The sequence below is a fragment of the Nostoc sp. LPT genome (assembly GCF_017115165.1).
GTDB lineage: Bacteria > Cyanobacteriota > Cyanobacteriia > Cyanobacteriales > Nostocaceae > Nostoc.
On record NZ_JABXKF010000148.1, the window covers coordinates 1 to 26,915 of the forward strand.

14 protein-coding genes are annotated in these 26,915 nt (G+C 42.0%); 11 read left to right on the forward strand and 3 right to left on the reverse strand.

The annotated features are described in order from the left end of the window. Window positions 1–2,323: COR domain-containing protein (locus HWQ58_RS28750; RefSeq protein ID WP_292870702.1), on the forward strand; the 2,323-nt coding region annotated here is incomplete at its 5' end. Between the two features lie 464 nt (window positions 2,324–2,787). Then, on the forward strand, window positions 2,788–3,765 hold the full coding sequence (locus tag HWQ58_RS28755) for an aromatic ring-hydroxylating dioxygenase subunit alpha (protein ID WP_292870705.1): 978 nt from the start codon (window positions 2,788–2,790) through the stop codon (window positions 3,763–3,765). Between the two features lie 197 nt (window positions 3,766–3,962). Here the strand turns inward: HWQ58_RS28755 and HWQ58_RS28760 are convergent, their stop codons facing one another. After that, entirely contained in the window at window positions 3,963–4,718 is a 756-nt protein-coding gene (locus HWQ58_RS28760) for a TspO/MBR family protein (RefSeq protein ID WP_292870708.1), read from the reverse strand. Between the two features lie 155 nt (window positions 4,719–4,873). Between HWQ58_RS28760 and HWQ58_RS28765 the strand changes: the two genes are divergently transcribed. Both HWQ58_RS28765 and HWQ58_RS28770 read left to right on the forward strand, forming a co-directional pair. Next, complete coding sequence (locus tag HWQ58_RS28765; RefSeq protein WP_292870711.1) at window positions 4,874–5,491, forward strand: hypothetical protein; 618 nt, start codon at window positions 4,874–4,876, stop codon at window positions 5,489–5,491. Between the two features lie 177 nt (window positions 5,492–5,668). Continuing rightward, complete coding sequence (locus tag HWQ58_RS28770; protein WP_292870714.1) at window positions 5,669–5,830, forward strand: hypothetical protein; 162 nt, start codon at window positions 5,669–5,671, stop codon at window positions 5,828–5,830. Window positions 5,831–6,034: 204 nt separating this feature from the next. On the opposite strand, the gene HWQ58_RS28775 is transcribed toward HWQ58_RS28770, so the two are convergent. Further along, entirely contained in the window at window positions 6,035–6,241 is a 207-nt protein-coding gene (locus HWQ58_RS28775; protein WP_292870717.1) for a hypothetical protein, read from the reverse strand. Between the two features lie 862 nt (window positions 6,242–7,103). After that, window positions 7,104–14,285: an ELWxxDGT repeat protein gene (locus HWQ58_RS28780; RefSeq protein WP_292870720.1), complete on the reverse strand. Its 7,182-nt coding sequence runs from the start codon at window positions 14,283–14,285 to the stop codon at window positions 7,104–7,106. Between the two features lie 424 nt (window positions 14,286–14,709). Between HWQ58_RS28780 and HWQ58_RS28785 the strand changes: the two genes are divergently transcribed. The 7 genes from HWQ58_RS28785 (at window position 14,710) to pip (ending at window position 26,412) form a co-directional block, all read left to right on the forward strand. Continuing rightward, a complete protein-coding gene (locus HWQ58_RS28785; RefSeq protein ID WP_292870723.1) occupies window positions 14,710–15,801 on the forward strand; it encodes a DUF4350 domain-containing protein in 1,092 nt (363 codons plus the stop codon). 67 nt (window positions 15,802–15,868) lie between these two features. Then, the gene (locus HWQ58_RS28790; RefSeq protein WP_292870726.1) at window positions 15,869–16,819 is read left to right on the forward strand and encodes a MoxR family ATPase; all 951 of its coding nucleotides are present in this window, start codon (window positions 15,869–15,871) and stop codon (window positions 16,817–16,819) included. A 666-nt stretch (window positions 16,820–17,485) separates the two neighbouring features. Then, the gene (locus HWQ58_RS28795; RefSeq protein WP_292870729.1) at window positions 17,486–18,196 is read left to right on the forward strand and encodes a response regulator transcription factor; all 711 of its coding nucleotides are present in this window, start codon (window positions 17,486–17,488) and stop codon (window positions 18,194–18,196) included. 278 nt (window positions 18,197–18,474) lie between these two features. Next, the gene (locus tag HWQ58_RS28800; RefSeq protein ID WP_292870732.1) at window positions 18,475–20,370 is read left to right on the forward strand and encodes a CHASE2 domain-containing protein; all 1,896 of its coding nucleotides are present in this window, start codon (window positions 18,475–18,477) and stop codon (window positions 20,368–20,370) included. A 79-nt stretch (window positions 20,371–20,449) separates the two neighbouring features. Next, a complete protein-coding gene (locus HWQ58_RS28805; RefSeq protein ID WP_292870735.1) occupies window positions 20,450–21,184 on the forward strand; it encodes a DUF928 domain-containing protein in 735 nt (244 codons plus the stop codon). Window positions 21,185–21,207: 23 nt separating this feature from the next. Then, entirely contained in the window at window positions 21,208–25,365 is a 4,158-nt protein-coding gene (locus HWQ58_RS28810; RefSeq protein WP_292870738.1) for a filamentous hemagglutinin N-terminal domain-containing protein, read from the forward strand. 108 nt (window positions 25,366–25,473) lie between these two features. Continuing rightward, window positions 25,474–26,412: a prolyl aminopeptidase gene (gene pip, locus HWQ58_RS28815; RefSeq protein ID WP_292870741.1), complete on the forward strand. Its 939-nt coding sequence runs from the start codon at window positions 25,474–25,476 to the stop codon at window positions 26,410–26,412. Window positions 26,413–26,915: the final 503 nt, after the last annotated feature.

Here is a 26,915-nt window from a genome sequence, read left to right on the forward strand (position 1 = left end):
CCAAATAACCCAGATTCCAGAGGCGATCGCTAATTTAACCAATCTGACGCAGCTTATCCTCAATCGCAACCAAATAACCCAGATTCCAGAGGCGATCGCTAAATTAACCAATCTGACGCAGCTTCACCTCTATAACAACCAAATAACCCAGATTCCAGAGGCGATCGCTAATTTAACCAATCTGACGCAGCTTGACCTCTATAACAACCAAATAACCCAGATTCCAGAGGCGATCGAAAGTTTGCCGGAATTGGAAACACTAGATTTACGGGGAAATCCGCTTCCTATTTCACCAGAGATTTTAGGATCTTTTGATCGTGTTGGTTCAGTTAAAAAGATTTTTAATTACTTGCAATTACTCCGTAGCGGTGAAGTGCGTCCACTCAACGAAGCCAAACTCTTGCTCATCGGACAAGGCAGCGTCGGCAAAACATCCCTGATCGAGCGACTAATTCGCAATAAATATGACAAAAATCAATCCCAAACCGACGGACTCAATGTAGAAACTTGGAACGTGCAGGTCAATAGTAAAGACATCCGCCTCAATGTTTGGGACTTTGGCGGACAGGAAATTTATCATGCCACCCATCAGTTTTTTCTGACTAAGCGCAGCCTCTATCTCCTCGTTTGTAATTGTCGCACCAGCGAAGAAGAAAACCGCATCGAATATTGGCTGAAACTAATCGAAAGCTTCGGCGGACAGTCCCCCGTGATTATCGTTGGCAACAAAAAAGACGAACAACCCCTCGACATCAACCGCAAAGCATTACGCGAAAAATATCCTAACATCCAAGCGATTATCGAAACCTCCTGCCAAGACAATATCGGCATTGATGAACTTCGCACCGCAATTTTGCAGCAAATCGCCAAGCTCAAAGAAGTCTACGACCTTTTACCCCTGACATGGTTTGAAGTTAAACAAAAACTCGAATCCATGACTGAAGATTTTATCACCTACAACCACTACCTCGGCATCTGTCACCAAAATAAAATTCCCGAAGAACAAAACCAAGAGCAACTCATCGATCTCCTCCATCGACTCGGCTTAGTTCTCAACTTCCGCGATCATCCCATCCTCAAAGATACTAACGTCCTCAAACCCAACTGGGTGACAGAAGGCATTTACGCGCTCCTAAGCGATGAAACCCTCAAAACTAAAACCAAAGGCATTTTCACCCCCGACGATCTCATCCGCATCCTCAATCCACAGCGATACCCCACCAAGCGCCATAACTATTTGATCGGGCTGATGAAAGAATTTGAGCTTTGCTTTGCACTAGAATGTCACCCACCACAATTTCTGATTGCGGGACTTTTGCCTAAAGATCAACCAGATGAAACAGAACTCCACAGCGAAACCTTGGAATTTCAATACCATTACAAAGTTCTCCCCAAAAGCATTATCTCCCGCTTCATCGTCATCAGCCACGAAAAAATTCATAACCAAATCTATTGGCGCAGTGGCGTAATGCTGCAATATCAAGAAAACAACGAAATCTACAACATCGCTCGGATCAAAGCCGATCCCGAAGACAAAAAAATCTTCATCACCATTAGCGGACGTAAAGAAACCCGCCGCTTATTTCTCGGTATTCTCCGTGATGTCTTCCAAAAAATCCACAAAAGTCTTCCCAATCTCGAAATCACCGAATGGGTTCCCGTCCCCAACCATCGCAACCATCCACCCCTCGACTACCAAGAACTCCTCGGACTCGAAGCGATGGGTAAAAGCACAGTCCCTATCGGCAAACTAAAATTAGACCTCGATTTGCGTCAACTACTTGATGGATATGAAGATATAAGAACTCGACAAAGACAACAAATAGACAAAGGAATTATTGAACCAGCCCCCATTAAGGAACCAATTATGTCAGAAAGCATTAGAAACCAAATATTTATTAGCTACAGTCATCAAGATGCAGAATACTTAGCAGAACTGCTAATACAACTAAAACCCTATATTCGTCGTGCAGAAGATTTCATCGTTTGGGATGACACCAAAATCAAACCTGGCGCAAAATGGAAAGCCGAGATTGAAGAAGCATTAGCCACGGCTAAGGTTGCTATCCTGCTAGTCAGCCCTGACTTTATAGGCTCTGATTTCATCCACAAACATGAGCTCCCTCCCTTACTCAACGCAGCCGAACAAAAGGGATTAACCATTATCTGGATTCCAATTAGTGCAAGCTCATACAAAATAACCGACATCGAAAAATACCAAGCTGCTCACCCTCCAAATAAACCCCTCGACACTCTAAATAAGCCAGAACCTAACCAAGCTTGGGTGAAAATTTGCGAAGAAGTCGAAAAGGCAATAAAATAGAGACCTATGTCAACATTAACCAAATTCAACTTAAATGTTATGGAAATAGGGAGCAAATTAGGCATTGAACTAAAGCTTCCCTCTGGTAAATAGACTTTGCTAACTTCAGAGGCGATCGCAACCTCTTCCAAATTAACAATGATGGCATAATACCAACTTGCACCTGTTGCTGCCAATATTAACAGCAATAAACCTAAAGTAATACACAATTTATTTCTTAAGTAGAATAAAAATTTCTTTGTAAATCTGCGATCATATCTTGCGATCGCCTAAGTTTTTCCGAGCTAATCCTCGGTTGGCATATCTTTTAGGACTTATGCATTAACCTGAATTTCCCACCACTTTCAGTTTTTGCATAGGTAGAGATTGCTGATTTGTCTGTTAACAAATCCTAAAAGTGCTTTGATAGTTTTTCCACAGGATGATTAAGATATAGGTATTTGACCTGACGGGTGTCGATACTCATGGTGCAAGACCAGATTTTGCTGAATGATTGGCATGTAATAGCGCGATCGCAAGACCTCCAACCTGGAACAGTCCTGCACAAGCGCTTATTAGGCTCAAATATAGTGCTTTGGCATAATGGCGACAAAGTTTTAGCTTGGCAAGACGTTTGCCCTCATCGTGGTGCTCGTCTTTCTCTAGGATATGTCAATAAAGAAACTCTTGTTTGTCCTTACCACGGTTTAGCCTTTAATAGCGAGGGAAAATGTGTACTAGTTCCGGCTAATCCCGACCAATCGCCCCCTGCCCAAGCTTGTGTTAAAACTTACCAAGTTCAAGAGCGTTACGATCTGCTCTGGGTTTGTTTAGGGACACCAAAACAAGACATAGCTCCGTTTTCTGAGTGGTACGATCCGGTCTATCAAAAGATTTTCTGTGGCCCTTACTACTATCACTCTAGCCCTTTGCGGGTGCTAGAAAATTTCATCGATCCGGCACACTTCCCAATTATGCATTCGGGATTATTTGCCCACGCCAGTCATCCTGAGTTGACGCACTATGAATTAGAGTCTCTTCCAGATGGGATTAGTTTCAAATGTGGTTTGTGGGAACTAGATTTTAATTCCGGTAATCCTCTTTCTGCACCGCTGATTTTCAACACTTACGATTACCGCATTTTCCGTCCGCTAGTGGCATACTTTAAACTTGGGCCTGGAGATCGTCGTTTAAATATCTTCTATACAATTACACCAGTCGATGAAGATGAGTGCGTGGCGCAATATTGGTTAATGGTAAACAGTGCCCGTGAAGTAAAAGTGGAAGTCTATCTAGATATTCAAAATCAAGTTGCTAGTCAAGATATTGCCATTGTCGAGTCCCAGCAACCCCGACGCTTACCTTTGGATTTGCAAGCAGAAGTACATTTAGCGAGCGATCGCTATTCTATAGCATACCGAAAGTGGCTCAAACAACAAGGTGTTACTTTCGGCACTATTTAGAACTTGGCGATGCTTGTCATTATGATTAAGAAAAAAGATTTAGATAAAATTGGTTTAGAAGCTAACTCCCTTAAAGAGTTTAAAAAACGGTAGATTGTTAACTGCTCTACCGTTTTTTATGTATATTGAATGCGGTAATCAAAAGTCAAAAGATATTTTTCCTAGCTTTCATGTCAAGGTGAATTTTGGGTATTTATTTATTGATCCACAGGTGTTAGTTTTAAAGGATACAATGGCTCAGATCCATTTAATTGCCAAATTCTAAATACCAATACAACAGCTACAGTTAACCACACACAAGAAAATGATAAAGTCATTCCTGCTATAGGATTAGTTTGCCAATAAATTGCCGTCACCACTACAGCAGATAACCAAGGGCCTAAAATAACTACAGGTACAGCAGCACCTAATCTCCGTTCTACAGTAAAAATCGTATTCCAAGTATCCCCTAAAGCCAAATGTACCACAAACAAAATTAAAGGCAACACTAAAAACTGGTGATTCATTTGCTGCCAAACCAATACAGAAGAAATTACCCGCAAAACAGCAATTATCATCCAAACTATCGGAAATACTAAAGGTGGAGGAGACCATCTTGGTCTGATTACCTGGTCATAGGTCTGACGAGAACGGGTATTATCTAAAAGAGAAAAAATTCGAGAACGGATACTTAATAGAGCAAAAAATAATCCAGTCCATAAAGTGCTAAACCAACTGGGAAAAGAAGAATTATTATCAATGATCAATACTAATTTTTCCATTCCTAGCAACACGAGAATCATCACTAATATTTGTAGGGTAGTCCCTAGCGTATAAACTAAAGCTGCTCTGACATCTAGTTCTTGTGTAGTAGCTATTGATTTGTTTAGAGACTGTTGTTTATTCCCAGGTTTTACCCCCATCACTGTATTAACGAACTGTTCAATTATTCCACTATTATTGGATTGATTCATAATTAAGAGATTGCGCGTAGTTGGTAATTAGTAGTAATAAGTCATTATATGATATTCTAATAATTAAAAATAATTTTTGTAGCTCTTTTCACATCAGAGTTTATAAGTTCCGAATCTAATGTATAGTCTTTCGTGAGTGAGATTGAGGAAAAAACGTGGAATTTCAGAAGTTATTGTATATTTTTACTCTAGTAAATATTGCTACATTTGCTCTGAGCGTACCTGTATTTGCTCAAATTACACAGACTCCCTTTAATTCTTCACAGTCGAATTGTCGTGCAACTAAAGTAAATACTCCCATTTTCAAAGAACCTTCAACATCATCCCACGCTATCAAAATATTGTCGGCAAAAACAAGGATTACTTTAGCATATATACCAGTTAGCGGAGATAGATTTGTCCGAATTAAATCTCCAACTTCCGGGTTTATTCAAACTGCTGTGCTGAAATTTTGTCAGACGAATAACAACGCTCAAAACATCTGGAATAAACCTACTATTGGCAGTGTATGTCGGCAAATTGTACGACAGGAAACTATACGTCGCCAACCAAGTACAAAAGAACCTTTTATTACAACACTTTATCCAAACACAATTGTGTTTGTGAACTTGGTTACAGGTAATATCGTTAAGTCATACAAATCTGAAAATTACATTTGGGTAGAAATCGACCTTTCCAGAAGTTTCCCTGGAGAATTATCTGGTAATGGTTGGATGGTCAACACTGACTTAGTAAATACTCCTGGATTAAGCAGTCTGGCTTATTGTGGTTAGTAATTTATTTCTAAGTATGTTACCCAGGTATGGGACTTCCAAATAAAAAAATAATCAATCGTTTAGGTAAGCTGTTCTTGAGCAGGGGGAGCAGGGGAGGCAGTTCTTGCTGGGGGAGAAAGAGTTTTCAGATTTTTGCACAGATGCAAGAATCATAACTAATCAGCCGGACATGATATGAATGGCCAATATCACTACACCGAAAACCTTGTACGTTTGCCTGGTGTTGGGATTTTCTATCCTACGATCAAAGTTGACTCAGTTAGCCGCAACCGATTATTTTTTGGATTACGAGAAGATGCTATTGTCTACATCTCTAGCCATTTTGACTTTACCTGAGTAATATTCAAAGGCAATGAAAGTCGAAAATGAAACGTCCAAATCGCCTTGCTTGGATGTCCGCGATCGCTTATGCAATTTGAGTGATATTATGTGCGGTTAAATAGCCTTAGTCACTAAAAACCCCACCCTATTTAAGGGGTGGGGTTTTTTGTAACTTCCAAATAAGAGTTAATATCATAAGAGAGGACTTTAACCTCATCGCTAAAATTTGCCAAATCCCATAATGTGATAAGCAAGACAAGCAGTATCAAAGTAGTTGCGGTAATTGACATCCTGATAATGGCTATGGATTGGATCGGCGTCATTTGCTGTGTTTGTTGGTGCAGCAATGTAGTTATTATCGACTGTTTTAGTGGTAGCAATTCCAGGTACAATATTTGCAAAATTTATTAAGTTTGTAGCTTTCATAGAGTTCTCCTCAACTAGAGCTTGGTACAATTAGTATTCTCTAGTAATACAGTTTTCTTAATTTATATATAAGCCGAAACCTTCTGCACTTGGATCGCCTAATAGGTAGATTTAGTGTTCATCCATTTGGATGAGCTACTTGACTCCAAAGTTGTAAAATCGAGGCTAAAATCCTTTGTCAAAGTCAATTTTTTTAACGAACCACTCCAGGCGCAGAGAAGCCAGTGCGCCCTTGCGGTTCCCCGACTTGTACTCCTACGGAGAAGCAAGCTACGCGTAGCGTCTCCCCTTCTCCCAAAGGCAGAGGCTAACGCCAAGGGAGAAGCAACTGGCGCGACACCGAGAGAAGAAAGAAATGCTTAACCCAAGCGTATTGCCCTTTGTCCAGCGCTTTGCAAGCCCACCGCCAACCCAGGTAAGGCTGAACGTCGCCACGTGAACCAATCGTTAGGATTGTAATGTGCATATTGTATGGTTTGTTACCACAGATGTTTTAATAGGGAATTTAAGAAAATTAATTATATTTTTTACTTTAGCTGAAAAATAAGTAAGTATTAACACTTATGATACTGAAACGAAGTAGTTATAGTGAAAGTCGAAAATGAAACGTCCAAATCGCCTTGCTTGGATGTCCGCGATCGCTTGTGCAATTTGAGTGATATTATGTGCGGTAAAATAGCCATAATATCCCCGTTAAAGCTGCGTGGAAGAGAGCTTAGGTAGATTTTTTATTTTCGTTATCGTTTCAATGTTCAGCATGGAAACGACAACTAGTTTAACCTTTCTGTCAACGAGAATGATAATTTCCTTTGCCCTTGGCAATGTGTCAGCGATCGCGAGGGTTTTACTTAGTTAGCTTTCATTAGGCAATCACAGTAATATTTGCACTAGTAAGCAGCGCCTGATTCGATAACTGGGCGATCTGAACTTGTGCAGCACTACCAACCCCATCTTTATCAAAGAATAGGTTCCCCGTAGCTTGATTGTAGATAAAGCGATCGCCTGCGGTTGTCGCATTGGTACCAAGTCGGAATAAGTTGGAATCGAGTGTAGTATTCTGAGATTGGCCCAGTCCAAATTCTGCTTTAGAAAGGAAGATAGTATCATCTCCAACAGTAAAATCAGTAATAGTATCATAGCCTCCAGTGCGGCTACTAACCAGGTTGAAGCTATCTCGCCCAGTTCCACCAGTCAGCACATCTCGACCAATTCCACCAGCTAGTAAATCATCACCTGTACCACCGAACAAGGTGTCATTGCCGGAACCGCCAATTAGATTATCGCTACCATCAACTCCATTCAAGACGTTAGCACCAGTATTTCCCGTCAGGATGTTATTGAGACTATTACCAGTACCATTGATTGCCGAACTTCCAGCCAGAATCAAGTTCTCTAGGTTATTTCCCAACACCCAACTCACCGAAGACTTAACTAAATCTATGCCTGCATTTATGCTTTCAGTAATCGTATCGCTGAGGTTGTCTACGGTGTAAGTGTCATTGCCAACTCCACCGTCGAAACTATCAATTCCCGCACCTCCATCCAAGATATCGTCACCGAAACCACCGAACAAGGTATCATTGCCGGAACTGCCAATCAGATTATCGCTACCATCTTCTCCTTTCAAGACGTTAGCGCCAGTATTTCCCGTGATCATGTTATTGAGACTGTTGCCAGTACCATTGATTGCCAAACTTCCAGTCAGGGTCAAGTTTTCCAGATTAGCTGCCAATACCCAATTCACCGAAGACTTAACTAAATCTGTACCTGCATTTAAGCCTTCAGTAACACTATCGCTGAGGTTATCTACGATGTAAATGTCATTGCCGACTCCACCATCGAAACTCTCAATTCCTACACCTCCATCCAAGGTGTCATCGCCTGCACCACCAATTAGGCTATCATTGCCTGCACCACCAATTAGGCTATCATTGCCATCAACTCCATTCAAAATGTTAGCGGCAGTATTCCCAATTAAAATGTTATTAAGGCTATTACCAGTACCATTGATTGCCGAGCTTTCAGTCAGAGTCAAGTTTTCCAGATTAGCTGCCAATACCCAATCCACCGAAGACTTAACTAAATCTGTGCCTGCATTTATACCTTCAGTAATCGTATCGCTAAGGTTGTCTACGATGTAAGTGTCATTGCCGATTCCACCATTTAGACTGTCAGTTCCTGCACCTCCATCTAAGGTGTCATTGCCGGAACCTCCCAACAAGGTGTCATTGCCGGAATCACCAATTAGGCTATCATTGCCATTATCTCCACTCAAAGTGTTAGCGGCAGTATTCCCAATTAAGATGTTATTAAGACTGTTACCAGTACCATTGATTGCCTCGGTTCCAATCAGGGTCAAGTTTTCTAGATTAGCTGCTAACACCCAATTAACCGAAGACTTGACTAAATCTGTGCCTGCACTGGCAGATTCAATAATCGTATCGCCAATGCTGTCCACAGTATAAGTGTCATTGCCTTTACCACCAATGAGACTGTCATCTTTTCCACCACCATCTAAGAAATCATTTCCATCGCCGCCATCAAGGGTGTCGTTATCACCTAATCCTTGGAGGGTGTCATTGCCCAGCAATCCTGAGATAATATCCTTTTTTACAGTACCAGTCAGGTTGTCTGCTACTGTTGTGCCATTAATCACATTAGGGATTTGATTAATGGTATTAACCACTGTCAATGCAAAAATATCGCTGACTGTTGCCGTTCCATCACTGGCAGTAACTTTGATGTTGAGGCTACCAACGTTATTATTTGTAGGAGTACCACTGAAGGTCGTGCCATTGAAGGTCAACCAAACAGGAAGTGGATTACCATTTTCCAAAGTGGCGGTGTAAACGAGGTTATCTCCCGCATCGACATCAACGAAGGTGTTTGCTGGTAGAGCGAAACTGAAAGCGGTGTTTTCTGTAGCAATTTGGTCAGCAATAGTATTTGCCACTGTTGGGGCATCATTGGTATTAGCCACTGTCAATGCAAAAATATCGCTGACAGTTGCTGTTCCATCACTGGCGGTAACTTTGATGTTGAGGCTACCAACGTTGTTATTAGTTGGAGTACCACTGAAGGTGATGCCATTGAAGCTTAACCAAACAGGAAGTGAGTTACCATTTTCCAAAGTGGCGGTGTAGACGAGGTTATCTCCCGCATCTACATCAGCCAAGGTGTTTGCTGGTAGAGCGAAGCTGAAGGCGGTGTCTTCTGTCGCTGTTTGGTCAACAATGAGGTTGGTAACGACTGGGGCATCATTGGTATTAGCTACTGTCAATGCAAAAACATCGCTGACAGTTGCTGTTCCATCACTGGCGGTAACTTTGATATTGAGGCTACCAACGTTATCATTTGTGGGAGTACCACTGAAGGTGGTGCCGTTGAAGGTCAACCAACTCGGAAGTGAGTTACCATTTTCCAAAGTAGCGGTGTAGATGAGGCTATTTCCGGCATCCACATCAGCAAAGGTGTTTGCTGGTAGAGCGAAGCTGAAGGCGGTGTCTTGTGTCGCTGTTTGGTCAGCAATGGTATTCGCTACTATTGGGGCATTGTTAACGAGAGAAATGGCAATGGTACTATTGCTACTGAGAGTATTACCACTTACACCTAAATCATGCACAAATATATCAGTATAGCCATTGGTATCTCCGCTAACCAAGTTGCTGGCAGAGGAATGAAATACTACATAGCGCCCGTCAGCAGAAATAACAGGAAATTCTCCTCCTTGGGGAGAGAAGCTAGGTGATTCGGAGTTATTACCTTGATTGCCGCTTGTTGATAGAGAAACTAGGGTGGTTGTTCCTGCAACCAAATCGCGCACAAAGAAGTCATTACTACCGTTAGTATCTCCACTAACCAAGTTGCTGGCGGCAGAGCGAAACCCCACATAGCGACCGTCAGCAGAAATGGTAGGAAACTCTGAGCCATTATTGCCCTGGCTACCACTTGAAGATACCGAAACCAGTGCAGTGGTTCCCATCACTAAGTCGCGTACAAAGATGTCACGTGTGCCATTAGTATCTCCAGTTACTAGGTTACTAGCAAGAGAGGAAAAAACGACATAGCGACCATCACCAGAGATGGCAGGGTTATTGGACGGAAAACTGCCTGGAGTGCCATTAGTAGATACTGCAACTCGGTTGGTGGTTCCTGTAATTAGGTCGCGGACAAATATTTCCTCAAAGCCGTTAGTATCTCCAGTTACTAAGTTACTAGCAGCAGAAGAAAACACCACATAACGCCCATTAGCAGAGATAGTAGGGTTGTAGGAGACATTATTACCTTGCTCACCACTTGAAGAGGCTGAAACTAAGGTCGTAGTTCCTGTACCTAAATCGCGCACAAATATGTCATAGTTGCCATTGTTATCTCCACTCACCAAGTTGCTGCCATAAGATTGAAATACTACGTACCGTCCATCAGCAGATATACTAGGGTTGAAAGAAAAGAGATCAGCTTTCTCACCGCTTGAGGATACTGAAACCATAGTGGTTGTTCCTATAACCAAGTCACGCACGAAGATGTCTTCAGATCCATCCTTACGGTCTCCGCTTGCTAAGTTGTCAGCAGTCGAAGAAAACAGCACATAGCGCCCATTAGTAGAGATACTAGGGTTGTAGGAAGAACCATTGCCTTGATTACCATTTGAGGATACCGAAATCAGAGTAGTTGTTCCTGTAACCAAGTCATGTATGAAGATGTCGCTACTGTTGTTAGTATCCCCACTCACTAGGTTGTCAGCAGTCGAAGAAAACAGCACATAGCGTCCATCAATAGAGATAGTCGGGTTGATAGAGTTACTATTACTCTGATTGCCACTTGAATTTACTGAAACACGAGTCGTTGTCGGTAGTACGCTATCTGATACGGTGAATCCAAAACTATCACTGGTAGTACTACTTCCATTTTGGCTATACGTGACGCGGTTGTTGTTGATGTCATCTTGGGTAAAAGTCCTGTTAACTGTTAAAGCATTACTGTTCAACCGTAGTGTCCCGTTAGTTGGCAGGGATGTCAGGGTATACATTAGTTGCCCTGCGGTGTTATCCTGGTCGGTGACTAGCAGCATAGCGCTGGTAACTGTCACTATACTGTTTTGGTCAACTGCAATGCTGCTGTTGTTGACCAGTAGCGGAGCATCATTAAGATTATTGACGTTTATAGTTAGTACTTGTTCATAGCTTAGTCCCCCTTGGTCAGTGGTACGAACTCGGATATTGTAAGAAAATTTGGTTTCGTAGTCCGGTGAGCTGTTAATCCGTAACTCGTTACCCACAATCGTAAAGGCGCTGTTATCAGTGCTGCCTGTACCTGAAACTAGGGTGTAGCTGTGGGTGTTGTTTGCATCGGGATCAACAGTGCTAAAGTTGCCAATTACTGCGTTGGCAGAAACATTCTCGTTAACACTAGTGGCACTCAAGCTCAGGTCAGTGGGAGTACTGTTCAGGTCAAGTTGAAAAAGTTCTTGCCCAGTGTTACCGTTGTCAGCAAAAAAGTAGAGTTTGCCATTAGCGTAAGTTAGGTTGTTAGGATTAGAGCCAGATAAGCCAGGGTAGATATCCTTAACGCGGACAGTACCAGCCTCGGTACCATCACTTTTCCACAGTTCCCGACCCCCACTGCTGTCGGTGGCACTGAAGTACAGCATACCGTTGACATTCGTCAGATATTCTGGGTAAGAGCTACCCGTGCCAGTATTAATATCCTTAACGCGGACAGTACCAGCCTGGGTGCCATCGCTCTTCCACAGTTCTTTGTCTCCATTGCTGTCGGTGGCAACGAAGTACAGCGTACCGTTGACATTCGTCAGATATTCTGGGTAAGAGCTACCCGTGCCAGTATTAATATCCTTAACACGGACAGTACCAGCCTCGGTGCCATCACTCTTCCACAGTTCATTGTCCCCACTGCTGTCGTAGGCACTGAAGTACAGCGTGCCGTTGACATTCGTCAGATTTTGCGGGGAGGAGCTACCCGTGCCAGTATTAATATCCTTGACGCGGACAGTACCAGCCTCGGTGCCATCACTCTTCCACAGTTCATAGTCTCCACTGCTGTCGGTGGCTCTGAAGTACAGCGTGCCGTTGACATTCGTCAGATATCCTGGGTAAGAGCTACCCGTGCCAGTATTAATATCCTTAACACGGACAGTACCAGCCTCGGTGCCATCACTCTTCCACAGTTCATAGTCTCCACTGCTGTCGGTGGCAACGAAGTATAGCGTGCCGTTGACATTCGTTAGATTGTTCGGGTTAGAGCTACCCGTGCCAGTATTAATATCCTTGACGCGGACAGTACCAGTCTGGGTGCCATCACTCTTCCACAATTCATAGCCCCCACTGCTGTCGGTGGCACTGAAGTACAACGTGCCGTTGACATTCGTTAGATATCCTGGGTTAGAGCTACCCGTGCCAGTATTAATATCCTTGACGCGGACAGTACCAGCCTCGGTGCCATCACTCTTCCATAGTTCATTGTCCCCACTGCTGTCAGTGGCAATGAAGTACAACGTGCCGTTGACATTCGTTAGATTTTGCGGGGAGGAGCTACCCGTGCCAGTATTAATATCCTTAACGCGGACAGTACCAGTCTGGGTGCCATCACTCTTCCACAATTCATAGCCCCCACTGCTGTCGGTGGCACTGAAGTACAACGTGCCGTTGACATTCGTTAGATTGTACGGGCTAGAGGAGACTGTAGCAGTATTAATATCCTTAACACGGACAGTACCAGTCTGGGTGCCATCACTCTTCCACAGTTCAGTGCCCGCACTGCTGTCGTAGGCACTGAAATACAGCGTGCCGTTGACATTCGTCAGATTTTGCGGGGAGGAGCTACCCGTGCCAGTATTAATATCCTTAACGCGGACAGTACCAGCCTCGGTGCCATCACTCTTCCACAGTTCATTGTCCCCACTGCTGTCGTAGGCACTGAAGTACAGCGTGCCGTTGACATTCGTCAGATTTTGCGGGGAGGAGCTACCCGTGCCAGTATTAATATCCTTAACGCGGACAGTACCAGCCTCGGTGCCATTACTCTTCCACAGTTCATAGCCCCCACTGCTGTCATAGGCTGTAAAATACAGCGTGCCGTTGACATTCGTCAGATATTCTGGGTAAGAGCTACCCGTGCCAGTATTAATATCCTTAACGCGGACAGTACCAGCCTGGGTGCCATCACTCTTCCACAGTTCATAGCCTCCACTACTGTCGGTGGCACTGAAGTACAACGTGCCGTTGACATTCGTCAGATTTTGCGGGGAGGAGCTACCCGTGCCAGTATTAATATCCTTAACGCGGACAGTACCAGCCTGGGTGCCATCACTCTTCCACAGTTCAGTGCCCCCACTGCTGTCATAGGCTGTAAAATACAGCATACCGTTGACATTCGTTAGATAGTACGGGTAAGAGCTACCCGTGCCAGTATTAATATCCTTAACACGGACAGTACCAGCCTCGGTGCCATCACTCTTCCACAGTTCATAGTCCCCACTGCTGTCATAGGCTGTAAAATACAGCGTGCCGTTGACATTCGTCAGATTTTGCGGGGAGGAGCTACCCGTGCCAGTATTAATATCCTTAACACGGACAGTACCAGCCTCGGTGCCATCACTCTTCCACAGTTCATAGTCTCCACTGCTGTCGGTGGCAACGAAGTATAGCGTGCCGTTGACATTCGTTAGATTGTTCGGGTTAGAGCTACCCGTGCCAGTATTAATATCCTTAACACGGACAGTACCAGCCTGGGTGCCATCACTCTTCCACAGTTCATAGTCTCCACTGCTGTCGGTGGCAACGAAGTATAGCGTGCCGTTGACATTCGTTAGATTGTTCGGGTTAGAGCTACCCGTGCCAGTATTAATATCCTTGACGCGGACAGTACCAGTCTGGGTGCCATCACTCTTCCACAATTCATAGCCCCCACTGCTGTCATAGGCTATAAAATACAGCGTGCCGTTGACATTCGTCAGATTTTGCGGAGTTGAGGAAGCTCCACTGGTATTGATATCTTTTATGAGGCTAATTGATGCTTCTTCTGCCATAACCGTTTTTCCTTAAACCTTTAGATAAGAATCACAAGCGAAATCAGGCGTTGGTAAACGCCCAAGGTGCGATCGCTATTTTTCTTGGTATGTAAAAATGCGATCGCTTAATTCACTAGCTTCGCTTTTTTTCAAATTAAACAGCCTCAGCAAATATGTCTAATTTGATACTTTGCTTATATAAACCCCATTGGTTTAATTGACATAAGCACTCCACATCGACCAATATCGACACGAATATGAACATAATCCGTTAGAGCGAATGAAAGAGAAATCTTGGTGGTTGTCTCGGCTGAACTTGGTCGATCCTCGTAAATTGCTGAAGGTATTGATAAAGTTAATTAGATTTTTGACTTTACCTGAAAAATAAGTAAGTATTAACACTAATGATAATGAAACTAAGTGATTATAGTTAAAGTCAAAAATGAAACGTTCAAATCGCCTTGCTTGGATGGGAGCGATCGCACTAGCTGCGATCGTTTTACTTAGTTTGATTGCGGCTCCCAATAATACTAAAATTAACGCCGGCTCTACCTATAACCGCAACTCTGATGGCTATGGTGCTTGGTACGCTTTTATGCAACAACAGGGAATTTCTATTAAGCGCTGGCAAAAGCCTTTTAGTGATATTCAGCCAGAAAACAGCCCAGTTACCTTGCTACAGGTAGGCGGCTATCCCAGAGAGGCGACACTGGATAGTCAAGAGCGGGAATGGGTAGAAAAAGGGAATACTTTGGTAATTTTGGGTGCGAAGGCGCGGGTTACAGAAGCGGAGTTTAGCACTATGCAAAAATCTCCTGAAGGTGATATTAAAATTGATACACGTAGACGATATAAAAAAGCTAACTCCCAGCAAGTTAATTTAGGCGATCGCTTTGGTGCTGTTGTCTGGAAACAAAATTACAAAAAAGGAAAGGTGATTTTTTCTACTACTGCTTATTTAGCTGCCAACGCCTACCAAGATTATTTAAGTAATTTCAAGTATTTAGCTAGTTTGGTTACTGAAAAAAGTAACACAGTCTTTGTCGATGAATACATCCACGGCTATAAAGATGCTGATGTCAGGAAGAAAGAAAGCGAAGGAGATTTATCTAGCTTTTTTGCCAAAACTCCTTTACTTCCAATATTGATCCAGGTAGGTATCCTGCTATTAGTGCTAGTTTGGGCGCAGAATCGCCGCTTTGGTAAGCCAGTAGCTTTAGATACACCAGTTGTAGATAATAGCTCGGCATACATCCAAGCTTTAGCTGGGGTGTTGCAGAAAGCTGATACCACAGACTTTGTTGTTGAAATGGTGGGTAAACAAGAACAACTACAACTCCAAAAAGCGTTGGGATTAGGACAAGTACTTTTAGAACGTCAAGCCTTGATCGATTTCTGGATGGAAAAAACAGGCGCAAGTGCAGCAGAACTAGATACAGTTTTAAAGCTACAATCTCGCAAACAACCCATCAGTGAACGAGACCTGTTAAGCTGGTTGGGGAAATGGCGAACCATTAGGGAAATTAAAAATTAAAAATTAAAAATTAATTTTTTGGAATTATGCATAGTATTTCTGCGTTAGTTATTTATCAATAAAAAATATGAGTGAAACACATCCTATCTTAATTCGGCTTGGTCAAGGTCTTAATCAAGTAATTGTCGGACAATCTAGTTTAATACAGCAACTTTTAGTAGCACTGCTAGCGGGTGGACACGTAATTTTAGAAGGAGTTCCCGGAACTGGGAAAACCCTATTAGTAAAAGTGTTGGCGCAGTTAATTCAAGGGGAGTTTCGCCGGATTCAATTAACACCTGATGTTTTACCTTCAGATATTACTGGTACAAATATTTTTGACTTGAATAGCCGCAATTTCACTTTGAAAAAAGGGCCAATATTTACCGAAGTACTGCTAGCAGACGAAATCAACCGTACTCCGCCCAAGACACAAGCAGCGCTACTAGAAGCGATGGAAGAGATGCAGGTAACGCTGGATGGCGAAAGTTTGCCTTTACCAGATTTATTTTGGGTAATTGCGACACAAAATCCTCTGGAATTTGAGGGGACTTATCCTTTACCAGAGGCACAGTTAGACAGATTTTTATTTAAACTGGTGGTAGATTACCCCGATCAAGCTGCTGAAAAGCAAATGTTACTCAATCGTCAGGCGGGTTTTGCAGCACGACGTTTAGATATTAGCCGTTTGAAACCAATCGCAACAGTAGCCGACATTTTGCAAGCACGACAAGCAGTCAAAGAAGTTAAAGTATCAGAAGCGATCGTTGATTATTTGTTGGCGTTGGTGACAATATCGCGTCAATATCCTGATTTGACTTTGGGTGCATCACCCCGCGCTACCGGTGCTTGGTTGCAGACATCTCAAGCCCTAGCATGGTTAGCAGGAAGGGATTTTGTAACGCCAGATGATGTAAAAGCAGTTGCATCACCGTTGCTACGTCATCGTCTCATATTGAAACCAGAAGCGATGCTGGATGGTTTACAAATGGATGCGGTAATTGCGTCGGTAATTAATCAAGTACCAGTTCCGAGGTGAAAAAATTAAACCTCTTGCGTAAATCTTTAACCCCTTCTCCCAATTTTGGGAGAAGGGGAGCCAATTTCAGAGTCCCTCTCCCAAACTTGGGAGAGGGATTTAGGGTGATACCATTTCTTTGTGAGGCTGCGTCAAATTTTCTTTCTTCCTTTGTGTTCTACCCTTCGCTTCAAAGATGCTACGCGAACGGGAAGCCACTTCGTGTCTATGCGCCTTTGCGGTTCGTTCCTTATATAATTTGGCGCATCATTATACAGAATTGGTATAAGGGCTAATTGGTTATGATTCCTAATCCAAAATCAGATCGCACCTCTAGATTTGCACTTTTCTGTATAGCTTGAAATATTTATCTCCAATTAAAATAAGGGCATACTTCAATGAGTTATACCAATTCGCAATTCGCAATTCGCAATGACGCTCTCTACGAGACGCTAAAAGCGAACGCGGACTCGCTCTAAGCGAAGCCATGCCGAAGGCTTTACGCTGCGCTAACGCAGTTGAGAAGTTTGTTTAGATGCAGCAAGGCAATCCCTGCTTACATCTGTTGCCTTATTTTAGAGAATTGGTATTAGGGCTAAAAAACACAAGATATGACTCTCAAGCTAAACGTCAAAGACAAAGGAAATTTTCAGAAAGCTTAAGGAAACTTTAAATTGGGACGAAAATATGGTAGGAATAAATTTAAAAGAACATCAAGTTTTTGGATATTTACCAGTGGAAAAAAAACTAGGTATTCTTGTTGTAGATGACCACCAATTAATTTTAACTGGTACGCTCGATGTCTTAAGTCGACAGTATCCCGAAGCTGCTATTATTAAGGCTCAGACGGCAAAAGAGACACTTTCCCAACTTCAATATCAACACTTTGACCTGATTGTGATGGATTTATCAATTCCCGATCGCCAAGGAGAGACAGCAGAAATTGATACCGGAATTAAGCTGCTGCAAACTTTGCTCCAAGAATATCCCCATCAGAATTTTATGGTGCAAACTAGTTATGTGAAGGCGTTAATTCGGATCAAACACGAGATTGATAATCATCAAGCGGGATTTGCGATCGCAGATAAAGGATTACCCGAAGATAAAATGCTAATGCGGGTTAATTTGGCCCTTCATGGTGCAACTCATACGAAAGATATCAAAACGGGAATTGAACTCAAACCAGAATGGTTAGAGGTGTTACGGTTGGCTTTTGAAGAGAGTTTGACAGATAGAGCGATCACTGAACGAATGTATAAATCAGAACGAGCAGTACGCACTTACTGGACGAAGATTCAAGATGTATTGGGAGTGTATCCTGAAGACTGCAAGCAAAGTGGTAAGAATATGCGAATTCAAACTGAAATTCGTTCCCGTGATGAAGGTTTAATTGATTAATCCGGGGAAATTTAATTCGGGAAAAAGCGAGATGAGATTATGTCCGTTTGATTACTTATTAAACTTGAAAAACCCCAAAAAGCCAAAGCTATCCTTTATCTTACCAAGTGAAGCATCTGACACCAATTTGAAAAAAGAATGCGACAGATACATACGGACATACCTTTGTTCTATCTGGCTTTATTAATGCATAAATTTTGAATGCGTGAATTTTAAATTGGTATGACGTGTGGGGGTGCAATGACTGTGAGAATTATAACTAATTATCTAGACATGATATGAGCAGGAGAATCTGGAATTGCATTCGCCAAGAAATTGGGTTGTGGTTACAGGCTGCACCTCCTGGAATCATGGTACTGTTTATGGTGATATTGATACGTATAACTGGAGGAATGCAATCTTGGGAATGGATGCTTTTAGATCGGATGTTATGTCTGCGTCCAGTAGAAAAATTTGATGAACGTGTAGTAATTGTAGGTATCGATGAAAAGGATATTAAGTGGGTTAAGCAATATCCCATTCCAGATGAGAAGATTGCAGAGTTACTCACCAAGCTAGAAACTTATAAACCGCCAGCTATTGGGCTGGATATCTTCAAAAATGTTCCTGTTGAACCTGGTGGTAAAGAACTTGCGCAGGTGTTACAGCAGAATACTAATATTATCGGGATTCAAAAAATATTACCACCCGAAGCAACTTCTCCACCTCAGAATTTGCCACCTGAACGAGTTGGATTTGTAGATTTACCTAATGATAAAGATAGCAAAAATCGACGCTATTTGTTATTTACAACAGACCCTAATAATCCTGAAAATATCAACGAAGATAAATATTCTTTAGCACTGCGGTTAGTTATTAAGTACTTCCAGGCTAAAGGAATTAAATTGGAAACAGGAAAAAATGACCCGAATACAATCAGATTTCAGGGGATTGAATTACCCCGAATCGCCCATAATTTTGGCGGATACGTTAATGTTGATGATGGCGGATTGTCAATTTTGATGAACTTCCGCAATACTTCCAAGCCTTTTCATGTTGTCTCGCTACGTCAGATTTTAAATGGAAAAGTAGATGCAGAATTGTTACGCGATCGCATTATATTAGTTGGCAACCGCAACACGAGTACTGGCGATATTTTTTATACATTCGCATGGTCAAACTTAGAATTAAACGGTCAAATTTATGGTATTGACTATCACGCTCATGCGATCAGTCAAATTCTTAGTAATGTAATTGATAATCGCCCAATGTTGCATAGTTGGGGAGATATAGAAGAGTACGTATGGATCTTTCTTTGGGGTTTTCTGCCGATTTTTATCGGACGGCTTACTCAATCTGTTTGGACAAATCTACTTAGTGTTGGTATAGCGGGAGTTAGTCTGTTTAGCTGCGGGTATGTGATGCTGTGGGTGTGGGGTATATGGATTCCGGTAGCACCTAGTTTGCTGATCTTAGCTGTAAATGGGCTTGGCTTGAGTGCTTTTGCGTTTTACCAACATGATAAATTCTTGCGATCGCAAATTAACGAACGTCAAAACACAATTCAACACACATTTACCGTGATTCATAATGGCCCTTTGCAAACTCTTGCTTATGGATTAAAGCATCTGCGTGCTAATGACATCCCCTACGAACAACTGGTTGGGCAATTTGAAAAACTCGATCGCGAAATTCGGGAAATTGGCGAATTTCTCAAACTCGAAGCATTAACCACAGAAGAGAGTTTGCGTTTAGGTAGCGGATTAATACTTGAGTTGAAACGACCTCTACACGATTTATTATATGAAGTTTATTCAACTACGTTAGAACGTAAAGATTTTGAACATTTTCAAACATTAAAAGTAAAAATTCGCAATTTTGATCCAATTGATGATAAATATTTAAATATAGAACACAAACGGGAAATATGTCTGTTTTTGGAAGAAGCTCTATGTAATGTTGGTAAACACGCTCAAGGAGTTAAGCGCGTTCACGCATCGGGTGTTTATAGCGCAAATAAATACAATTTATCTGTGAAAGATAACGGTTCGGGCATTAAATCAAAACTAGAAAATAAAGGCACAAAACATTTTAAAATGCTTGCTAAACAATTAGGAGGAGAGTTTCGCCGTGAATCCCTTTCTCCACGTGGGACTATATGCGAACTTAGTTGGACACCTACGAAGGAATTTTAAGAAAGAATAAAGGCATTAGTCGCCAGAATTCTGAATTTTGCAAAAGTTTTAGATAACCATACAATCAACAGCATTTACCATGAGTCATCAACATTTCGTATTTTGGCAAAATAAGCGCAGACTTACAAGCTTGGTTGTCGGGGTGGTTTTTCTTCTGACCGCAGTCCCGGCATTTGCTCAGTTTAAACCACGCGATCGCAAACCAGCCAGTGGAAATACCCGTCCAGGTGGTTCGCGTGGATGTTTAGCTAGCGGCATACCACTGACACAGCTTGCACCTCAGACATTTATCGGTAAAACCGCTTCTAAACGTCCAATGTTAGCTTGGTATATGTCAAGTTCTCAAAATGCGCGATTCCAACTGTATGAATTTGATTCAGCTAACACTGTTAAAAAAATTGGGCAAGTTAAAGAAATACCCACAACAGTCGGGATTAACAAACTAAAACTTCCCGTTGATTACCCCGAACTCACAGTAGGTAAAACATATTTATGGCAAATTGCAATTGACTGCGAAAACGACGACACGATTATTAGACGTGCAGAATTTACCGTTATCAATCCTGAATCACTTGCTAAAAACCGATTTACTAGCATTCCAGAAACCATAAATTATTATGTTGAAAACGATCTGTGGTATGAAGCCCTGGAAGAAGCATTAAAAGTAACTGGTAATGGTAAGCTGGGGCAAACTGGGGCAACTTTAGTTAAAGAACTTGCACAGTCCGAAATGCTTATCGGTGATCGCGTAGATCAAAAAAAGATTCAGCAACGAATTGAATATCTCCAGAAAATTGCCAGCGAAAGAATATAGAAAGAGTACGGAGAATAGAAATAGTGAAAATTTTGTGGTTTCCTGTAACAGGATGGTTGGGATGCGTGGGAGCGATCGCAGTTTCTATTCATCCTGCTTTTGCTCAGTTAACTCCCGATAACAGCCTGGGAAAGGAGCGATCGCAAGTCATTCCTATTAATACAAATAATGACCGCATTGAGGGCGGTGCGGCTCGTGGTTCTAACCTATTTCACAGTTTTCAAGATTTTAACGTGGGTGAGAATCAAGGTGTTTATTTCGCCAATCCAGAGGGAATAACCAATATCTTTTCTCGCGTTACTGGTGGTAACTCATCAAATATTTTCGGGAAATTGGGAGTATCGGGTAATGCAAATTTGTTTTTGCTAAATCCCAATGGCATTTTATTTGGTAAAAATGCCAGTTTAGATGTGCAGGGTTCGTTTGTGGGCACAACAGCGAACGGAATTCAGTTTGGAAATCAGGGGGTTTTTAGCGCGACGAATCCTGAAGCAGCACCATTATTGACGATTAATCCTTCGGCGTTGTTGTTTAATCAAATCCAAGCGAATGCAGGAATTACTAATCAATCGCAAGCAGATGCTGGTAAAAATCTGATTGCTGAAGATGTCACAGGTTTAAGAGTAGCAGATGGTAAAAGTTTGTTGCTTGTCGGTGGAAATATCAATATTGATGGTGGGAGTATTCGCACTTATGAAGGGAATATTGAGTTAGCAGGTTTGGCTGCACCAGGAAATGTGGGATTAAATATCGCAAGTGATAATATCAGTTTGACAGTACCTGATGGTGTAGAACGAGCAAATGTTTCACTAAATAACGCGGCAGAAGTTAATGTTCGCGGTACGAATGGCGGGAATATCAAAATTCATGCCCGTGATGTGAATTTGGCAGGAGAAAGTAAACTTAGAGCAGGTAGAGACATAGGTCTAGGAACACCAAATAGTCAAGGTGGTGATATTGAAATTAACGCTACAGGAACCATAAATCTCACTAACGCCAGCTTTATTTCCAACACATTGCGAAAAGACGCTGTTGGTACGTCAGGTGACATTAATATAACTACAGGTTCCCTGAATTTAAGTAAAGATTCATTTCTAGATGCCAGTACTTTTGGGCAAGGGAATTCTGGTAAAGTTTCCATCCTAGCTAAAGATAACATTGCGCTTACAGATAGTAGTGATATTTATAGTTCTGCGGAAGAAGGGAGTGTAGGTAATGGTGGTAGTATTAACATTCAAACAGGTTCTCTCTCTCTCGCACAAGGTTCTGAACTCAACACCAAAACTTTAGGACAAGGAAATGCTGGTAGTATCAATATCAATGCTCGTGATGCCATCAGTTTAGATGGTTTTATAGATACTACTTTAAATGACGGTGAACCAGGTCGAATTTATAGCCGGATTACTAATGATGTCAACCCAGAAGGTACAGGGAAAGCTGGAGATATTCAGATAAAAACAGGTTCTCTCCAATCAACAAATGGGGCATTTATTAGCAGCAGTACCCTTGGTAAAGGCGATGGGGGAAATATTACAATTGATGCTAATGATATTACTTTTGATAGTAGTAGTAGTATTCGCAGCAACGTGTTTGCTGATGGTGTAGGTAAAGGTGGAAATATCCGGGTTAATACTACAACCCTCTCATTATTAGGTGGTTCGAGAATATCTGCCACTGTTTCTGGTAAAGGTGATGCAGGTAATATCTTTGTTAATGCCCGCGACACAATTAAGCTAAATGGGATAGTTGACTATTCGATTGCTGGTATCAAAAGTTATGTGATAGCTGGAGGTGTCGGTAATGGGGGAAATATAGAAATCACAACTGGCTTGCTGTCGTTGACAAATGGTGCAAGTATTGATACAGGTACAGACGGCAAAGGTAACGCAGGTAATATCACCATTAATGCCAGTGGAACTATTAATATAGAAGGTTTTGGGAACATTTTTACCGAACAATTAGGAGAAAGAGAATTACCTAGTAATATTAGTAGTGATGTGAGCTTTGATGGTGTAGGTAAAGGTGGAACTATCCACATTAATACCAGAGAATTATTCTTAAACAACCAAGGTACAATAAGTGCTGATACCTTTGGGCTGGGTGATGGAGGTAATATTTTTATTCAAGCAGCAGAAAAGATTTCCCTCAGCAATACTAATAATATTGATTTCACTCAAATTAGTTCTACTGTTCTTGATAAAGCCAGAGGTAATGCTGGCACTATCAACATTCAAACTAGAGACTTATCATTAGATAATGCTGCGATTAATAGTTACACTTCTGGACAGGGAAATGCTGGTAATATATCGATTAAAGTTGAAGATACTTTATCTTTAAATAATCAAGCATATTTTAGTAGTGCAACTTCAGAATTAGTAGGTAATGGTGGAGATATTGATATCCAAACAGGAAAGCTCTCTTTAGATAATGGCTCTTATTTCTTTGCTAGCACTTCTGGCAAAGGAAACGCTGGTAATATCTCAATCCAAGCAACAGACACAGTTTCTCTTGCCAATAACAGTAGTATAAGTAACAGCATTTCCGAAACAGGTGTAGGTAATGCCGGAAATATTAATATCTTCGCCAAGTCTTTTTCTTTAGACGGAGAATCTGCCGTTTTTAACAGCAATATTGGTGGTAAAGGTAATGCTGGCAATATCTCAATCAATACAAAAGAGAATGTTTCTTTCACAGATAGTTCTTTCCTGAATGCTAGTACATCAGGTGAAGGGAATGCCGGGAATATTAAAATTCAAGCAGGTGGTGCTGTGACATTTTCTGGACGCAATGAAAGACTTAGTAGCGGAATATCTAGCGGCGTGTTGGAAACCGGTGTAGGTAACAGTGGTGATATTGAGATTGTAGCCCGTAGTTTTGAGCTATCTGACGGCGCTGATTTGCTTACATTGTCTGCTGGTAAAGGCAACGTGGGTAATGTTTTAATAACTACATTAGGTGACACAACAATCAAAAATAGTAATATAGCAACATTTATTGCCACAGATGGAAGTGCTGGTAAAATTGCAATTCAAGCAGGTGGTGATGTCTCTATTTCGGGAAAAAGTTCTTTATTCTCCATTCTTAACCTAAATGCAGTAGGTAAGGGTGGAGATATTGAAATTCAGGGGCGTAATTTTTCTTTATCCGATGATGCTGCTCTAAATTCTACTACTGCTGGTAAAGGCGATGCTGGAAATGTGCTAATTAATGCTACTGGTGACATTTCTTTTACAAATGGTTCTAATATCAATGCTGCAACAATTGGACAGGGAAATGCAGGTAACGTCACCGTTAATGCTGGCGGTAAATTCTCTCTTCAGGGGACAACTCTCGATGGTTCTAAGTTGGATACTGGCATCTTTAGCATAGTCGCAATAGATACAGGATTCACAGGTAAAGGTGAAGGCGGCAATATTAACGTTACAGCCCGTGATTTATCTCTTAATGGTGCAGCTTTATCTGCTAGTAGCTTTGGAGATGGAATTGCTGGGAATATTAACATTAATTCAGGTACTGTAAAACTAGATAATAAAGGGGCTATTGGTGCTGTAACTAACTCTAGTGATGGTGGAAATATTAACTTAATCGCTAGAGATTTATTACTATTGCGTGGTAACAGCAATATCACTACAACTGCGGGGTTAGCCAAATCAGGCGGTGATGGCGGTAACATCAATATCAACTCTAAATTTATCGTCGCCAGCCCTGAAGAAAACAGCGACATCAGCGCCGATGCATACACTGGTTCCGGTGGAAGAGTCCAAATCAATTCGCAAGGGATCTTCGGTATCGAAGCGCGTCCAAAGCCAATCGAAAAAAGCGATATTACTGCAAGTTCTGAATTAGGCGTTTCAGGTATAACAAATATTAACGCACCCGATACCAGTTACATTCTAAACAGCTTCACCGGATTACCCCCAAACATCATCGACACCAATGCACTGATCGCTAATAGTTGCATTGTTCGCAGTTCCAAACAAAAGGGTACATTCTTCATCACGGGTTCTGGTGCTTTACGTAGTAGTCCGGGGGATGGATTAATTTCAATCTATTCTACAGGTGAAGTGCGTAATGTTGAACCAACATCGCAGACTTGGAAAAAAGGCGATGCAATAGTTGAACCACAAGGGCTTTATCGACTTGCTGATGGACGCTTGGTACTCAGTCGAGAATGTCAGTGAAGCAATTTTTAGATGAAAGGGCGGTTAAAAGCCACATTTTACAGAAGCGAAGTTGTTTTACCAAGACATAGCGATCGCTATGACAACATTACTGATAAAATATGCAAAATGCGAGAACTTTACCCAGCGATCGAGCCTTACTTAGAAAGTAATTTACAGGTTTCCGACCTTCATACTATCCATTTTGAAGAGTCAGGAAACCCGCAAGGTCAACCCATCGTTTTGCTGCATGGGGGCCCTGGTGGTGGATGTCCAGCTTTTTATCGGCAATATTTCCACCCAGAAAAATGGCGGTTAGTCATGTTTGACCAGCGCGGTTGTGGTCAAAGTACTCCCCATGCTGAATTACGAGAAAACACCACTTGGGATTTAGTCAGTGATATCGAAAAACTGCGCCAACATTTAGGTATAGAAAAGTGGGTGATTTTCGGTGGTAGTTGGGGTAGCACTTTATCATTAGCCTATAGTCAAACCCATCCCTCTCGATGCACAGGATTAATTCTGCGTGGGATCTTCATGCTGAGGCAAAAAGAATTGCGCTGGTTCTACCAAGAGGGTGCTAGCTATATTTTTCCTGATGCTTGGGAAGAATATCTCAAACCAATTCCCATAGATGAACGTGATGATCTGATCGCAGCATATTACAAACGTTTGACCGATCCAGATTTAGAAATTCAATTAACAGCAGCGCGTGCTTGGTCAATTTGGGAAGCTAGTACCAGTAGACTTTTCTTAGACCCAGAACTGATGCAAAAGTTTGGCGAGAGTGAATTTGCTTCCGCTTTTGCTCGGATTGAATGCCATTACTTTATGAATAAGGGATTTTTGGAAACAGAAGATCAATTACTCTTAAATGTAGACCGCATCCGCCATATTCCGGCTGTAATTGTTCAGGGACGCTATGATGTAGTTTGCCCAATGATATCAGCTTGGGAATTACATCGCGCTTGGCCAGAAGCGGAATTTATAGTGGTTCCTGATGCCGGACATTCGATGAGCGAACCAGGAATTTGCAGTGCTTTGATTGAGGCAACAGATAATATTTAATTCGGTTGAATATTTAGCCTGTGGGACGGGGGAGTTCGCGAAAGGAGTGGATGTAAGACAAACTCACGACAAGAAATCCTTAGCAAATGCAAAGGGATTATGCAGCAATAGGGTTCAGTTAATGCCAAAAACCTTAAACTGTGTAGGTTGGGTTGAGGAACGAAACCCAACATTTCCGAGGCTTTGTTGGGTTGCGCTTTGCTTAACCCAACAAAGCAATTTTTCACAAAGCCAAGGGTATTGGATTATGCAGCAATAGGGTTCAGTTAACGCCAAAAACCTTAAACTGTATAGCGACTGTTTTAAAAGTCAAGCGCGTAGCCCGTCGTAGACATCGGTTTGTTTGTGGAGATTTATGAAAGCGATGCCTACGGCGGGCTATTCGGCGTCGCACCTGTGTACTTGATCGCGGTGCGACAAAGTTTGAAGTACTCCAACACGATTTTGGAGTACCTCAACACGACTTTTAAGTACCTCAACACGACTTTTAAGTACCTCAACAC